This is a genomic window from Oceanobacillus caeni (assembly GCF_042678465.1).
Taxonomy (GTDB): domain Bacteria; phylum Bacillota; class Bacilli; order Bacillales; family Amphibacillaceae; genus Oceanobacillus; species Oceanobacillus caeni.
The window spans coordinates 1-14,895 of record NZ_JBHTKV010000045.1 but is presented as its reverse complement, the minus strand read 5'-3'; the positions used below and the strand labels follow the sequence as shown (position 1 = coordinate 14,895).

General features: G+C 34.6%; 12 protein-coding genes and 1 pseudogene. 3 read left to right on the top strand and 10 right to left on the bottom strand.

What is annotated here, in order from left to right; translation table 11 throughout:
- Positions 1-595 precede the first annotated feature (595 nt).
- The 6 genes and pseudogenes from ACFQ18_RS17405 to cspD all read right to left on the bottom strand — a co-directional run bounded on the left by ACFQ18_RS17405 (position 596) and on the right by cspD (position 7,087).
- Positions 596-2,200: an SIR2 family protein gene (locus ACFQ18_RS17405; RefSeq protein WP_204798777.1), complete on the bottom strand. Its 1,605-nt coding sequence runs from the start codon at positions 2,198-2,200 to the stop codon at positions 596-598.
- A 411-nt stretch (positions 2,201-2,611) separates the two neighbouring features.
- A complete protein-coding gene (locus ACFQ18_RS17400; RefSeq protein WP_379566842.1) occupies positions 2,612-2,839 on the bottom strand; it encodes a hypothetical protein in 228 nt (75 codons plus the stop codon).
- Positions 2,840-2,951: 112 nt separating this feature from the next.
- A pseudogene (locus ACFQ18_RS17395) lies at positions 2,952-3,883 on the bottom strand (McrC family protein).
- A complete protein-coding gene (locus tag ACFQ18_RS17390) occupies positions 3,883-5,028 on the bottom strand; it encodes an McrB family protein (RefSeq protein WP_244987067.1) in 1,146 nt (381 codons plus the stop codon). The pseudogene ACFQ18_RS17395 and the gene ACFQ18_RS17390 overlap by 1 nt, the downstream one beginning before the upstream one ends.
- Before the next feature lie 348 nt (positions 5,029-5,376).
- Positions 5,377-6,471, bottom strand: coding sequence for an NADH-dependent flavin oxidoreductase (locus ACFQ18_RS17385; protein WP_145524187.1), 1,095 nt, complete (start codon positions 6,469-6,471; stop codon positions 5,377-5,379).
- Positions 6,472-6,889: 418 nt separating this feature from the next.
- Positions 6,890-7,087: a cold-shock protein CspD gene (gene cspD, locus ACFQ18_RS17380; RefSeq protein ID WP_047186766.1), complete on the bottom strand. Its 198-nt coding sequence runs from the start codon at positions 7,085-7,087 to the stop codon at positions 6,890-6,892.
- Between the two features lie 461 nt (positions 7,088-7,548).
- Here cspD and ACFQ18_RS17375 point away from each other — a divergent pair, with 461 nt between their 5' ends.
- Positions 7,549-8,181 carry a deoxynucleoside kinase gene (locus ACFQ18_RS17375; RefSeq protein ID WP_204798781.1) on the top strand — a complete coding sequence of 211 codons (633 nt, stop codon included), beginning with the start codon at positions 7,549-7,551 and terminating at the stop codon, positions 8,179-8,181.
- A gap of 15 nt (positions 8,182-8,196) precedes the next feature.
- Positions 8,197-8,871, top strand: a complete 675-nt coding sequence (locus tag ACFQ18_RS17370) for a deoxynucleoside kinase (protein WP_047186764.1) — start codon at positions 8,197-8,199, stop codon at positions 8,869-8,871.
- A gap of 582 nt (positions 8,872-9,453) precedes the next feature.
- Here ACFQ18_RS17370 and ACFQ18_RS17365 read toward each other — a convergent pair.
- Together ACFQ18_RS17365 and ACFQ18_RS17360 are read right to left on the bottom strand one after the other, a co-directional pair.
- Positions 9,454-9,861 (bottom strand): DUF192 domain-containing protein, encoded by a 408-nt coding sequence (locus tag ACFQ18_RS17365; protein ID WP_060669172.1) that lies wholly within the window; start codon positions 9,859-9,861, stop codon positions 9,454-9,456.
- Positions 9,862-10,011: 150 nt separating this feature from the next.
- The gene (locus ACFQ18_RS17360; RefSeq protein ID WP_204798782.1) at positions 10,012-12,108 is read right to left on the bottom strand and encodes a tetratricopeptide repeat protein; all 2,097 of its coding nucleotides are present in this window, start codon (positions 12,106-12,108) and stop codon (positions 10,012-10,014) included.
- A gap of 240 nt (positions 12,109-12,348) precedes the next feature.
- Here ACFQ18_RS17360 and ACFQ18_RS17355 point away from each other — a divergent pair, with 240 nt between their 5' ends.
- Positions 12,349-13,194 (top strand): protein-glutamine gamma-glutamyltransferase, encoded by an 846-nt coding sequence (locus ACFQ18_RS17355; RefSeq protein ID WP_047186740.1) that lies wholly within the window; start codon positions 12,349-12,351, stop codon positions 13,192-13,194.
- Between the two features lie 162 nt (positions 13,195-13,356).
- On the opposite strand, the gene ACFQ18_RS17350 is transcribed toward ACFQ18_RS17355, so the two are convergent.
- Both ACFQ18_RS17350 and ACFQ18_RS17345 read right to left on the bottom strand, forming a co-directional pair.
- Positions 13,357-13,995 (bottom strand): fumarylacetoacetate hydrolase family protein, encoded by a 639-nt coding sequence (locus tag ACFQ18_RS17350; RefSeq protein ID WP_145524192.1) that lies wholly within the window; start codon positions 13,993-13,995, stop codon positions 13,357-13,359.
- Between the two features lie 241 nt (positions 13,996-14,236).
- Complete coding sequence (locus ACFQ18_RS17345) at positions 14,237-14,728, bottom strand: hypothetical protein (RefSeq protein ID WP_047186738.1); 492 nt, start codon at positions 14,726-14,728, stop codon at positions 14,237-14,239.
- Positions 14,729-14,895: the final 167 nt, after the last annotated feature.

The following is a 14,895-nucleotide window of genomic DNA, read 5'->3' as shown; positions in this document are numbered from 1 at the left end:
CCCCCTTAAAGATTTTCTTAAGGAGATTATTACATAGCCCAATTAATATTAGAAGGTGGTCTATATTTGACGCTTACTCATAGATAAATTGAAAGAATAGTTAGCATCCTGTGCTTCATAACCATATACATGACTTCGTCAATAATAATTAAGTCCGATGTACTAACTCCAAGCGGGCCCATTATAATTAATGTGAAATTTTCTTTTATCCAAGATAAAAGTCATGTTGACATCTATTTTCAACCGTTATTTTCCATATAAGTAAATATAAAAAATCCAATTTCTCAGCATTAAAATTGAGAAATTGGACTTTTTATATTTATTCTAGAAAAGCGAATAAGAAGTAACTTTTTATATTTAAAATTCATTTTTTTAATTTCAGCGTTTGAACTTAATACCTTTTCTAGTAAAAAATCCCTCTGGTTGTTTCCCATTTTAACTATATATACAGTGGTGGATAACTAGCTGTATATATATGCCTACAATAATTTCGGGGTCAGTCCCCTGGTTTAATAAAACTTTAATGTTTTTTCTGGTTATCCCAAATTAAATTAATAGGTTTTGTTTTTCTTACGCACTTCCCATTTTTAAAAAATTACCTCTCTATATTTTTATTATAAACCAACCAATCATAAATTCTAATTAACTTTCTGAAATTTGAACCAACTACATCAGTATTTTCCAACAAATGCATATTTTTCGAAATAAAATCTTTTAAGTCAACACTGTTTAGGTGTTGTTCCCCCAAAAGTGGTATAACTTCAATAACTTTATTAGTGTTCGCGTATCCCTCCAAAATTTGACTAATTGAAGTAAATTGCCATTGTATAGCAAAATCTTCTAAATCATCTTTTTGTTTTTGTGTTAAAAATTCTTTATATTTCATATTTATCTTCTTCTCTATCTTGTAATCGAGATCACCTGGCTTTAACTTACTTAAAGCAACATATTTATTAACTGGAATTGAGTGATTTGTCTTTAATTTTTCAGGTAATGTCTTAGTTACAATTTCCTTATAATCATAATTTTGATCAGAAGATAATATTTCCCTAAATAAATCATAATCGGATAACATATCATAGCCTTTATTTGCGAATTCAGAAGTAGAGGATATTTCATTTTGAGGCTGATTATTACTAACAATAGACTTGACACCAACTCCAATTACAAATTCAATATCATCTAAGTTTCCATTTTCATCATAATCAACTACATGTATTTTTTCAGTAGGGTCATTAGTTTTAACCAATTCATAAATTTGAGATTTAATTTGTCTTATCACTTTCATGCTATATTTTCTTTTATTTTTTGCTAGTGCTTTATACACTAAATCATAATTATCTGTCTTAATGCGGGTAATAGGTAAAGTAAGTTGATTAATTGTCATGGAAGAAGATTCGAATGAATCCGCTTGTCCTTTTGCTCTTTCAACAAAAATTAGTCTATCTTTCAATCTATCTATGTTATCTGAATCAAGGCACGCAGTAATTGCACTTAAAATTTTATGTATATTTTCATCTGATATAGAGTAACCAATAAAAATAACTGGATGTTCAATAAATATTGTTAAAAGTTTTGCCGCCAAGTATGCATTTCTGTCATTAAAATCCCTATAATCATCACTTGTGAGAACCAATGACTCGGGAACTGAACAGCAACCATGAATTTTATAAATTTCATTTACCTCTAAAGGTTGTGAAAAAAGTAATTCTTTTTGACCAATATATACATTCATATCACTTTCTAAAAATATTTGCTCCAATAATGTGTCCCAATTTGTGGTTATAATACCATCAATAACTGCCTTTTTTAACTCTTGAATTTCGATATCTAGCTTTTTATCTTTTGTATAAATATATTTAATATCCCTAAGGTATTTTGATATTTCTATTTTAAGAGCACTGTGAGTTGAGGGAATCCGTCCTTTAAATTCTTCACGACTCGCAGAATACTTTTCTTCTTTCCACCAAACCTCATGAAAGTCCTCTGCAATTAATTCTGCAACTTTTGCTAGATTATTGCGAGCAGTCGATAGGTAATAATCAAAATCTTTATTAACTGATTTCGAAAATCTATCTAAAAGTCCCTCCCAGTCCTCTAAACCTAAATATCTCCTTGAAAAGCCTGAACCTATGAATAAGAAAGGTGCTGTATCCATATCCATTAAATGTTCGACTAATTTTTGTTCAATATCCATCATTAGATTACGCCCCCATTGAGTTTTCTTCAAACTAGTTTGGATTATCTAATATTTCTAGTATAGTTAAATTGTACCATATGAGATAAAAAAGCATGAGAATTTTCTTATTTATATTACGACTGAACGTAGATATATGAACTAGCTATAACCTTCCTGATATAGATCAATTGAAAACTCCCTTAACACAAAAATGGAATGTGCATAATTAAAATAATATTAGTCATTTTTACACCAGACGGTAAACACTCCTATTCACTAATGAAATTGCTATAAAACTAGCATAAAAATGTTTTATAATCACTTAAAAAAAGAGTTATCTCTCGGTACCAATATAATAAAAAGGGTTATTCAGCCCAACGCTGGAAAGTGATGCTTTTAAAAGCATTGTAATTAGCAAGTACAACATATCAATTACAATACCAACAACACCTCTTCCAAATCCTCCAAAGTTCTTTCCACATCATCCAACCGTATCATTTTCATCTCAATATATTTTTTTGGAACTGTATTAGGTACTAACCATTTTGGTAATAGACCTTGCTCATTTATAGCCGGATAGAGAATAATACAGCGTAAAGCAGTTTTATATGCTGTAATATAAGCATACATTTGGTAAATATCTCCTTGATTATAATTCAAGCGGGAACTAGCAAAAATAGTTTTCTATTTCGTATCCAAGATGATCATAGGTATTTGCTCATTTTGCTCCATTCTTGTTACGACGAAATCGGGTTTCAATGAAATATTTTCTCTACCGGAAAATACATTTAACCAATAATCTTTTCTGTTGATGTTGCAAATCGACTTTATAGGATGTAGGTGCTAGTAATTTCTTTAAACATTCACCAACATAAGCCTCGTAAAGATCATTCATTTTAAATAAGTAAGAAAAAGCGATTTGTTTACTAACTCCCGAACTCATAACAGTCGATTGGATAATGGCGATTGCCAGCTGTAATATACCTTCATATTGTTGATTTTGCCTGTTGATTTCAATCGAGTTTAAAAAGGATTGCTCTATCTCATAGAGATCATCTAAATCATCAAGCATTTCAAAAATCATCCACATCTGTGTTTGAAGAGATCCTTGTTTTACAAATGGTTTGATAATCCTTAAAGACGCTTTTAATACTTGATTTAAAGGAACATTTATAGAAAGCTCATCAAATTCACAAAAAGCATTCACTGATTCGTAGACATTTTTTTAATATGCAGAGAAACTAGTAATCTTCCTTTCAAATGTTTGAGATTATCTGTTTTTTGTTCGTAGCTACGATACATTCCTCGTCTCAGCGTTTTATACATTTCCGTTACAAATAAATACGCCAATAAGTGTGATAAATCAACCTTTTCAAATTCACTTGTTGTATGGTCATTTAGCTGAACAGGTAATTGTTTAGTAACACGTAACATATTTAAAAGGGACCTTCGATTGAAGGGGTTATTTTCCACATTTACATCAAGCTTGGGCAGTATTTCAATTCGAACTGTTTTCAATTGAATGATACCAACCAGATTGATAAAGCCAAGCCGATGAATGCCAATTTCTACTATATTTTCTCCTTTATATTTCTCATCCAGGAATTGAAGAGGATTCTCCCATTCTACATTTGTTAGCCCACTGGAATGATTATCATCCAGATGCAGCCAATCGAACGCTTCTCTGATTGTAATATTTTTCATTATTCATAAATCCCTTTAATATCTTCAACGGTAATATTTTCTTTAACTCGGTATTTTGGCGGGAAGTCAAAGCTAGTATAGTCTGTTGCATGCTTAAATAAAGCGGAAACATCTACTTTTTCCTGATAAATAATATAAGAATCTTGTTCACTCCTGCCAATTCCACCAAGTACCAAGCCAATTTTCTCCCAATCATCATAAAAATAATCTTGTAATAGAGGGATTATCTTATTTTGCATTGTCATGATTAATTCATCCAAAGTTCCAACATTAATAAAATAGGCATGTCCAATCCTATGATCCCTAATGTATAATGCTTCAATTCGTTGATTCATACGATGAAGGAGGGTTGGCAAATCAATATCTTCCACCTGTGTTAATAGAGATGGTAGTGGAACAATTTTTTCAAATCCAAACCTTCTTCTTAATGCAGTATCCATTAATGCAATAGAACGATCAGCTGTATTCATCGTACCAATAATATAGATATTCGGCGGAAGAACGAACGTATCCCCAGAATATGGGAGTTTTACACGTGTTTCATTTTCTTTTGTTAACCGTTTATCTTCCTCTAATAACGTAATTAACTCACCGAATACTTTTGAAATATTAGCCCGATTAATTTCATCAATAATCATGATAAATCGATTGGCTGAATGAAAATTAAACGCATCTTTTTGCTTAAATGCCTCCATTACTTTTTCTTTTCTAGTCTCGTAATCTTCCAATTGATTATTGGCTGATGTCAGTCCAGCATAAAGAGCATCGATTACAATTTGTTTAAAGACTCCATCTTTTGGTACAAATGCAGTTCCATCCGAACGTAATCCCTCAATAAAATCTTCATAAGAAAAGGATTGATAAAAAGTAATAAAGCGAATTTGGCCATTTTGTTGGTACTCTTTGTATTTTTCTTGAAAATCTTCTAATTTTTCTGAAGTTCGATTATAGAGTATCTCTAGTGACCTTGTAGAAACTTGATAGATTGTCCCGGTACCGGGAGGTCCAAACAGGATTGGATTTAGATTAAATGATAGTTCCTCATGTAAGTAGATATGCTCAACTGTTATCATCCATTCAACTTCTTTTTTAGCTTGTTCACAAATATATAGATTCACGTCATGAAGGTGTTTGATTGTCTTCAAATTTATAGATTCTGTAAATATTTTTCCTATCACGTACGCATTTTCATTGATACTGATCTTCGTACATTTCTTTATGATTTTCAAGAACTTCTTCTAATGTAATTCCTTTATATTTGTCAATAATGTTCTGGATTCTTTCCATAGGCAAGATGAATTCTCCTTATAAGGTTAATAGTTTTCTTTAAAGTGGCAGTGTCTCTTTTTAATGGTATAAACTTATAAATACTTTTTGCTATTTTTAATATTACTTTCCATTTTTATTTAACCATTAAAAAAACACCCCAAAAGTTAGACTTTTCATTCTAACTCCGGGGTATACCTTTGAAAAGCAACCTCTTTTTTTGTTTACTATTTAACACCAGGTACCCAGCCAGGACGTGATTGCATCATGCGCATCATTTGTCCGGGAATGACATGATCACGTGTCATATCCATTTCTGTCATGACTTCTTCCCCTGCCTTCATTTTTTCAACCCAATGCGGTTCAATTAATAATTCTCGACCCAATGCTAAAAGTTCTGCACCTGTTTCCATAGCTTCTAGTGCGTCTTTTTTCGAATGAATGGCCCCCACACCAATAAGCGGTACACGACCATCAATGACACGATGTATGATTTTGATGCGATTTTCTTTCTCACCTTCGTAACGGCGTGCTAAGGAACGGAAATCTCCGAGTGAAATGTGTAAATAGTCAAGTGGCTCATTCGCTAAGCGATCTACTAACTGTACCGTATGATCAAGCGTAATACCATCTTCTTCCGACTCTTCTGGGCTAAACCGATAGCCAACGATAAATGAATCATCTGCAAATTGTTGCTTTACGCGATTGACTTCCGCTACTACTTCTAATGGGAAACGCATGCGGTTTTCAAGCGTACCTCCATATTCATCTGTGCGTTTGTTAGTGAAGCCAGAGAAAAATTGTTGTAGTAAATACGTATTTGCACCGTGTATTTCAACGCCATCATAGCCTGCTTCAATGGCACGACGCGTTGTTTCACCAAATGCTTTCACAATTTCTTGAATCTCCTCAACCGTTAATGCGCGCGCCTTTCCCCCATCTGCCGCTATCGTATCACTTGCACTGACAACATCGCCATTTGGCACAAGTTCACGAGGCGACTGTCTACCTCCATGGTATATTTGTAAAATCGCTTTAGCGCCACCTTTATGAATCGCCTGTGCTACTTTACGTAAACTATCAGTATAAGCATCCGTATGTCCCGCGAATTGGCCCGGGAAGCCTTTACCGCTTGGAATTACATATGTACATGCCGTAATCACGGCCCCTACTCCATATGAACGCTCTTCATAATACGCTAATTCTTCGTCCGACACCGTATCATCTGGATTAGCAGAATATGTCGTCATCGGCGCCATCACATAGCGATTACGAAGCTCGACACCGTTATGAAATGTAAATGGTTTTAAATAAGTTGTCATTCTACTTCACTCCTTGTATTTCATCGTAAAAGAATAAGTTTTATTGGTCAAAGGTTCTGCCTGTCCTCCTGTGAAACGTATAAAAAAGAGTTATCCTCTACAATGATGAGCATAAACCCTATTTAACTTGGAGCCATTTTAACTTAAAAATGATATGTTGATGTAATACTTCAGGTTTTTTGTAATGGTTCGCATCAAAGAGTCTATATCTATTGCAGCAGAAGAATGCGAATATTACGTAGGTTGCTTACGAGTTGGATGGAACAGGTTCCGTCTTAGAAAAGAAGGCAAAATTAAAAATGAGTCCGGTATACTACCGAACTCATTTTGAGCAAGTAACTGATGACATAACCGTGTCTAACTTTTAAGTGTCACTTCAGTTAGTTTAGGTTACAGAAGAGCTTTTTACTATAAATGATTATTTAACAACGTTAGCTGCTTGTGGTCCACGATTACCTTCTTCGATATCGAAAGAAACTTGTTGACCTTCTTCTAACGTTTTGAAACCGTCGCCTTGAATTGCTGAGAAGTGTACGAATACATCGTCTCCACCTTCAACTTCGATAAAACCGAAACCTTTGTCTGCATTAAACCATTTTACTGAACCTGTGTTCATATGAAATTCCTCCATTGTGCATCATGCACGTTTATTACTTTGGTTGTTCTGATATTAATTCAAGACGATGATATACGTTGTAAAGATATGACATAGGTCCTGTATTGCTAACACGAACAATTAAGTTACTCTAAGTATAACACGTATCACTCTAAAAAGATACTGTATTTTTTAAATTAATTAATAGTACCATCTAAGTCTGTTTCTTGTTGATAAAACATCCGACACAAATTAAATCAATTTCATAATTGCCCTTTTTAATAATGTATGTAAATCACTAAGTGGAACATCAATCTTTTATATTACATTAAGTAATATCTCACATTATAATGAATTACGGAAGAGAGTGTAGAGAAATTTGCATAAAACTTCCAATTACAGAAAGATAAAAACTTCCTATACCTGTGTTAGAATGGTAAGTTGAGAATGAGGCAATGGTAAAAGTAGATTGGAGGATTAGCATGGCCAACATACCCTTTATTACAATTGAAGGACCCATTGGAATTGGAAAGACCTCACTTGCTAAAAAGCTATCTAGTCATTATAATTTTCATTTACTAAAAGAGATAGTAGAGGAAAACCCGTTTTTAGATAAGTTTTATGAGAATATGGAAGCATGGAGCTTTCAAACAGAAATGTTTTTCTTATGCAATCGATTTAAGCAATTAGAGGATATTAAACAACAATATTTGTCGATGGGGAAACCTGTAATGGCTGATTATCACATATTCAAAAACATGATTTTCGCTCAGCGTACCTTATCCTCCGACAAAATGATTAAATTTGAGAAGATCTATGAAATTTTAACCGAAGATATGCCAATGCCTAATATGATCATTTATTTACACGCTAGTATCGATACTATTATGAATCGAATAAAGAGACGTGGTAGAACCATAGAGAAAAATACACAAGTATCCTATCTTGAACAATTGTCATCGGATTATGAGGACTATATCAATTATTTAGAAAGATCTCATTCAGATCTCTCCGTTATCCGAATTGATGGCGATATAATGGACTTTGTTCAATATCAAAGTGATTTAGAAGAAATTATACAAATGGTCGATGAACAACTTAGAAAATTAGCATAATAAAGGGGGATTCGGATGAATCTTAGAGAAAAGTACCAAATACCTGGTGATAGCGTCATTACTATCGCAGGTACAGTAGGCGTTGGCAAATCAACCATGACAAAAGCATTAGCCAATGCACTTCAATTTAAAACATCATTGGAAAAAGTTGAAACAAATCCATACTTAGAAAACTTTTATAGTGATTTTAAACGCTGGAGTTTCCATTTACAAATCTACTTTCTTGCAGAGCGTTTTAAGGAACAGAAGAGAATATTTGAGTATGGTGGAGGATTTATACAGGATCGTTCCATCTATGAAGATACAGGGATTTTTGCAAAAATGCACTATGAAAATGGCAACATGTCTAGGACGGAATATGAAACGTATACTAAATTATTCGAATCCATGGTAATGACACCTTATTTCCCCCATCCTGATTTACTTATTTATTTAGAAGGTCCTTTTGATGTAATATTAGAGCGAATTAATGAACGTGGAAGGACAATGGAGAAAAGCACCCCTACTTCTTACTGGGAAGAAATGTACCATCGTTATGAAGATTGGATAAGTAATTTCAATGCTTGTCCAATTTTAAGAATAGACATCACAGACTATGACTTAATAAAAGAGGATAATACCCTTGATGTTATATTAGAAAAGGTCGGAAATTTCATTCGGGAACCTAGACTACGTTCATCTAAAAGTTAAATAGTAATAAGGGTGGTTATTTAAAACTATCCTTATTTCTTCCGTGTCTAGCTCCAGCGCTAAAGCCGTAGCGAGACTTCCTTCACCTCCGTGCGATAAAGAAGACTTGCCGATGGTGAAACCAGAGGCTTAGTCGCACTTATACCCTTGTGGTGAAAGTCAACATCGACTCAAAGTACTAAAGGAAGGCCGACTAAGTACGGCCTTTGCGGCCAACGTCGGCATACCCCTATGAAGGGGCATGTTTCCTTTATCTCCTACGGAAGTGGAATGTCCGATTAAAACCGCCGCTTTGCGCGGCAACATCGGACCACCTGGCACGGCCAGGCGCAGTCCGTACGTCGCTATACGGGCGCTTCCGCTTTTCTTTTCATTATCCTCTAAAGTTCTATCTACATCACCCAACCGTATCTGGTACTAACCACGAGAAGTTTTTTAAATGCTGTATTAACATACATTTGGTATTAGGTGAACAGAAAATTGCAAGGTCAGTAACTATCCAAAGCCTCTATTAAAAACGAATTCATATTCTGATTCATCTTAATCCGCTCACTGAACCTCTCATGACTAAGTCACGTGGTTCTAAGGTACTTTCCTTAATGTTCCATCAAATTTCACATAATCCCCCTCTTTGATTTGGTTCTTTTCAAACCATCCAAGATTCACTTCAATGGCATAATGATAAGAAATTTGTGGATCATAGATAGGACATATATCTCCCATACAAGGCGCCATATCCATTATTTTTAGAATTTCCCCATCTGAATCAAGAAAGGCAATGGATAAAGGAATGTATGTGTTTTTCATCCAAAAACCACCATATATTTTTCCTGGAAACACAAATAACATCCCCTCATTTTCGGGTAATCTTTCAACAAACATTAAGCCTTTTTCTATTTTTCCTGGAGTGTCTGCAACATGAACGGTTAATTTAATTCGCCTGTATCCGCTAAATATTATGATCGTTTTTGTTTTTAAGCTGTTTGTCATGTTCCCACACCTTCACGTATTATTATAAGTAGTTTATTGCTCGCCAAGTGTAGATGTTCCAGATGTCAAGGCATGAAACCGTACAAAAAGCCCTAGATTGATTCAAGAAATCTAGGGCTTCATGTCTCATTAATTTTTTTCAAAAAATAATTAACTAATCATATTCATCAACTCATATTGACGTAATTTTAACTCAAATAAAGTAAGCGGGTCTCGATACAGTTCGGGTTTTTCGCGCATCTTATTTAAGGAATCGTTATGTTTTTCAATATTCTCCTGCACTTCTTCTATTAAACTATGAAGCTCATTTTGTGGATTGGAGAAAAATCGATTAATATCCCATTCAATGGATTCCTCGAACAATTCTAATTGTTGTATGAACGAATTAATGATTTCCCCTGTTATTTCACTATAATCCACATTTTCGATATGGTTTTTATATTTAGTATGGAGCATATCATTATTTTTCGAAATCGATCCTAAAAGTTTTCCCACACCTTTTAATAACAACTGGGAAGGATTATTGCGCAACAATATATTTACTTTTTCAAACCGTAGTACTCCCCTTGAGATACGGTCTATATCTCGTTGCCAGTCATCCAATACCTTAAAGTCACCTGTCAATGTAAGCTTCTCTTCATTAAATTGTTGGTTCATACTATTGTTAAAGGCATTACATCTATTCTGGCTGTCCTGGAACTCTCTTTCGCAATCCTCTATCCATGCTTGAAAACTATCTTTAAACTCAGGTATAGCATTCTTTTCCATATAGTCTGTAATCCGTCTATTCATTTCTTCATTTAATTCCATATGGATTTTAGAAAAGTCACTGTCCTCCTTCACTAATTCGGAACAATTTCGAAGGATTTTGGGCAATTCAACCTTAATATTCTTGGTTAATTTATTTGTTAATTTATGGAACGATTCTGTCATGATGCTGGCTTTTTCTTTTTCCATCTCACCTAACTGATGCTCGATATCATACAGTTCTGTTAAAACTTCTTCGTTCCAATTAATTTCTTCCAAAATAACATTTTCCAATTCTACCCTTTGTTCTAACATAAATTCGATCGCAGCTTTAATCAAATTCCGTATTCTGGTCGGACTTGCCACATCCATGTTGAATTCATCTAGCATAGGCTTCATAAATTCAGATAAATCTTCTAACAAACCTTCTCTCTCCGCCCATGTTTTAATAGAATTGAAAAGTTCCATTCCTTCTTGGCTGCCATTTGGGTTAGGAGTTGAATTTTCAAATTGGTGTTCAGCTTCATTAATCACTGTGGCAGCAATTTCGGATGGAAAAGTCTCTTCCCAGGCAAGGACTGCGCTTGATGAACGTAAGGTATCAGAACCAGAAGACAACTCTATCCAGTTCGCTAAATGATTGTTTACTAAATTCGAAATATCCTTTATTAAAAACTCTCCGCTAATTAAATAGAAATACGATTCTTCAAATAAGGTCGGGAGCTTCTTGCAGGTATAAGAGGCTTCCATGCTGTGATTCAAGAGAAGTTGGTTAATCACTTCTAGCCATTGGATATAAAAGTCACTTTGCTTATAACTGATCCACAATCCTTCAGTCAGACTTTCAAAACGACATTTGTCGATTTGTAATAATGTTGCTAGCACTTCATTAAAATAGTTTGGTTCCATGTTGGATGTAAAACCTTGCCTAGCATACCCTTCTAAAATCTCAAACCATGAAAGAGATTCTGTTCGTATTGCCTCATTAACTGCAAGCTCTACTGCGCTATCCCAATCTTTGATATCCTCAAAATAAGTCTTGGCTATTTCTGTTACATCGGTATAATCCGGATTTAACGTAACAGCGTTTTTAATCGTATCAACAGATTTTTCTAGTTGACCTTGTTGTATATACAGAGAAAATAGCTGCAGTAAGACTTCCGATTTCAACTTAACGGATTCCGTTTGAACTTCCATATAATATTTTTCTGCATGATCCAATAAGCCCATTTCCATATGTGAATCTGCTATATTTTTCTGAGCCCATGGAATGAATTGTTCGTCTAAAGGATATTGCCACTTATAAATTGCCGCTTCATAATCTTTATTCAAGAAGTAAACTTCCCCTTGAGCAAAACGAATGGCGGATAGCTCTGGCCGTTCCTTTTGCATTTCCTCCATGTACATTTCACCCAAAAGCTTGATTGGGTGTTCTTCTTTGTTTTTATCTATAATCGTTTGATAATAGGATTTATTAATTAGTTCATTCTCCGTTGACACAATAATCCCCCACATCATTATTTATTTTTTATGTGATTACAATTTTTTAGAATACATAACTAATATAAGATATACCATTCACGAATTAAACACAATAATATCATAAAAAGCTCCATATGTATTAAGATTGCGCCCCTTGGGAAGTCCAAATTTTATATTCGGATGTAGAAATACACATCCAAAAGAAGGCCGAATATGCTGGTAAAAACACTAATGATGGTTAGATAGGAGGAAAAATTATTGATACAACTAGCAGGAATGGATTTTCAACAAAGTGACATGTGGCAAACGGATGACATTGAAAGGTTAATCATTCGGCTAATGCAAGATAATCCCATTGTTTATTCGTATCAGTCCAAAGATGAATTTTTGTTTGAAATTAAGTTGCGAAAAAACATCATAGTAAGTGCAAAAGCCATGAATCAAGGCAATTCACCATTTTCACTACTAGTAGAATCTCGTTGTAATCCCGAATATTGGCTATTGACAAATGCTGGTGGATTCCAATTAAGGGATGGTGTAAAACCATCTGATGCGATTCGAGACATCTACCAAAATAGTTCACTATATGCATTTGAATGTGCTACCGCAATATTGATTATCTATTACCATGCCGTTCTAAATAGTATGGATGAAAATGCATTTAATCAATTATTCCGAAATCTCTATTTATATAGTTGGCATGCAGATCCCGATCTTGGAATACACAACATGATAACGAATTATATCTTACCTGGAGATGTCGTCTACTTTAATAATCCAGATTATAATCCGGAAACGCCTTGGTGGAGAGGAGAAAATGCCGTTGTTCTTGGAAATGACACATATTTCGGACACGGAGTAGGAATAGAGAGCGCTGAACATATGATTGAATTTTTAAACAAGACAAGAAGGCCAGGAAGTAATCTATCAGCCTATCTGAAAAATTTTGTCACAAGACCATCGTTTAAACATTTAGCAAAATATTCGATCCTGCCACGGGCTTATATAACTCCCAAAATTCTGCATCCCATTATACTCCATAATCAAAGTTCCATTTCATATGATCAATACCTATACTATTTAAATAAGGTTTATAGTCCCTAAAAGAACTTTCAAACATAAAAATAAATGAACTCCGGAAGACCGGGTCTATTTCCCGTTTTCCGGATAGATGTTTACCATGATGACTTGTTCCACACCATTTATAACCATCTGCAAAAACGATACAAAGCATTCACATTATACTAGCGAATGAAAAGTAAAACCCTATTCAAGTGCAACTGTACACTCACCTAATATTTCCTTATCCCAAAACAACTTTAATTTATCCCCATTTTCGACATTTCCTACCCCTTGAGGTGTTCCGGTGAATATAATATCCCCTTCCCCTAAACCAAATTCAAGACCTACAAAATCAACAATCGTTTGTAAATCAAAGATCATATCCTTTATATTTCCAACCTGAACTGTCTTCTCATTTTTTTCTAGACTAAAGTTTACTTTTTTACAATCTTCCACACCCGGAAAGGGAATAAATGGAGTGATAATTGCTGAATTTTTGAATCCTTTAGCCAATAGCCAAGGCTGGCCTTTTTTCTTTAAATCATTTTGAACATCTACTAGTGTCATGTCAAGCCCAAGAGCCATGGAATGGACTAGCTCATCAACTGTAATACCTCTTTTATAAGATTTGCTAACTTTTAAAACTAATTCCGTCTCATACCTAATGGCTCCTTTGTCCTTAGGCAGCACAATTTTTTCACCATTTGCCTCAACAAGTGCATGAGATGGTTTTAAAAAAAGGAAAGGCGATGTTGGTACTGGATTATTTAATTCTTTAGCATGCATAGCAAAATTACGACCAACACAATAGATATTATTCATGTGATTATTTTTTAAATTCATTTTGCACCTCTTCCATTACATTTTCCTATACATTAGGTAATATATATTCATTTTTTTAATTTGAAGGAAGCATGGCTCACGATATTTTCCCTCAGCACAATATTCCTACAGTTGCTTCACCAATATGAAATTCATCATGGTGTACCCCTTTATTCAAACCGACTGTTGCGGCTATTGGGTCAGTTAGTCATATTCTATCACTCTAGTGCCCGAACTCTACCCTATTTTTGAGGAGTGGTCTTTACAACAACTTTCGTAGAGTTCTGAACATGATAAAGAAAATTCCATTGAATAAAGCTAGCGTCAATCCATCAACGATAATCGCATCGAACATCCCAGTTGGAACCGTTTGAAACAATCGCAAAAACGCCCCGCCTAACAGGTGCGCAAATAAAAGAAGCCCGACATCTCTTAAAGAACGATACCATCTCACCTTATCACGCCAATAAGCCCCCACGATTATAAGAAGCATAAAGTTTATGATATTTATTAAAAAAGATGGAGAGTCATCACTGAACATGCCATCATCCAACTGCCATGACGGCATCCAGCTCACCGCAATAAGAAAATTCCCGATGATCATTGCAAGCAAAATAGGTTGGAAGAACTTCTTATCATGCATTTTTTCCTTGTTTCGTTTATTCTCTTTCATTTCCGCACTAAGCCATGGCTTTAAGTCTCTATAGCGAATCGTGCCAATTCTAGGTGAACTTCTGTCCCTATCATATGGCATCTTCGGCAATTCATCGTAACCATTCTTGTAATCTTCTAGCTGTACCCTATTAACATTTACCGCTGAGCTATAGACTGGGATATTGTTTTGAGTGAACTACCCCCTCTTACCACCCTCACGGGTTGCTTGAAGTGGGGGCTTCTTGGGTAATCGCCACTTTTGGTAGC

Excerpts from the sequence above, each read along its gene's own strand:
- ACFQ18_RS17345 (WP_047186738.1), bottom strand. The coding sequence starts at position 14,728 with ATGCCATATGATAGGGACAGAAGTTCACCTAGAATTGGCACGATTCGC.
- ACFQ18_RS17405 (WP_204798777.1), bottom strand. The coding sequence starts at position 2,200 with ATGATGGATATTGAACAAAAATTAGTCGAACATTTAATGGATATGGAT.
- ACFQ18_RS17375 (WP_204798781.1), top strand. The coding sequence starts at position 7,549 with ATGGCCAACATACCCTTTATTACAATTGAAGGACCCATTGGAATTGGA.
- ACFQ18_RS17370 (WP_047186764.1), top strand. The coding sequence starts at position 8,197 with ATGAATCTTAGAGAAAAGTACCAAATACCTGGTGATAGCGTCATTACT.
- cspD (WP_047186766.1), bottom strand. The coding sequence starts at position 7,087 with ATGAACACAGGTTCAGTAAAATGGTTTAATGCAGACAAAGGTTTCGGT.
- ACFQ18_RS17365 (WP_060669172.1), bottom strand. The coding sequence starts at position 9,861 with ATGACAAACAGCTTAAAAACAAAAACGATCATAATATTTAGCGGATAC.
- ACFQ18_RS17350 (WP_145524192.1), bottom strand. The coding sequence starts at position 13,995 with ATGAATTTAAAAAATAATCACATGAATAATATCTATTGTGTTGGTCGT.
- ACFQ18_RS17385 (WP_145524187.1), bottom strand. The coding sequence starts at position 6,471 with ATGACAACTTATTTAAAACCATTTACATTTCATAACGGTGTCGAGCTT.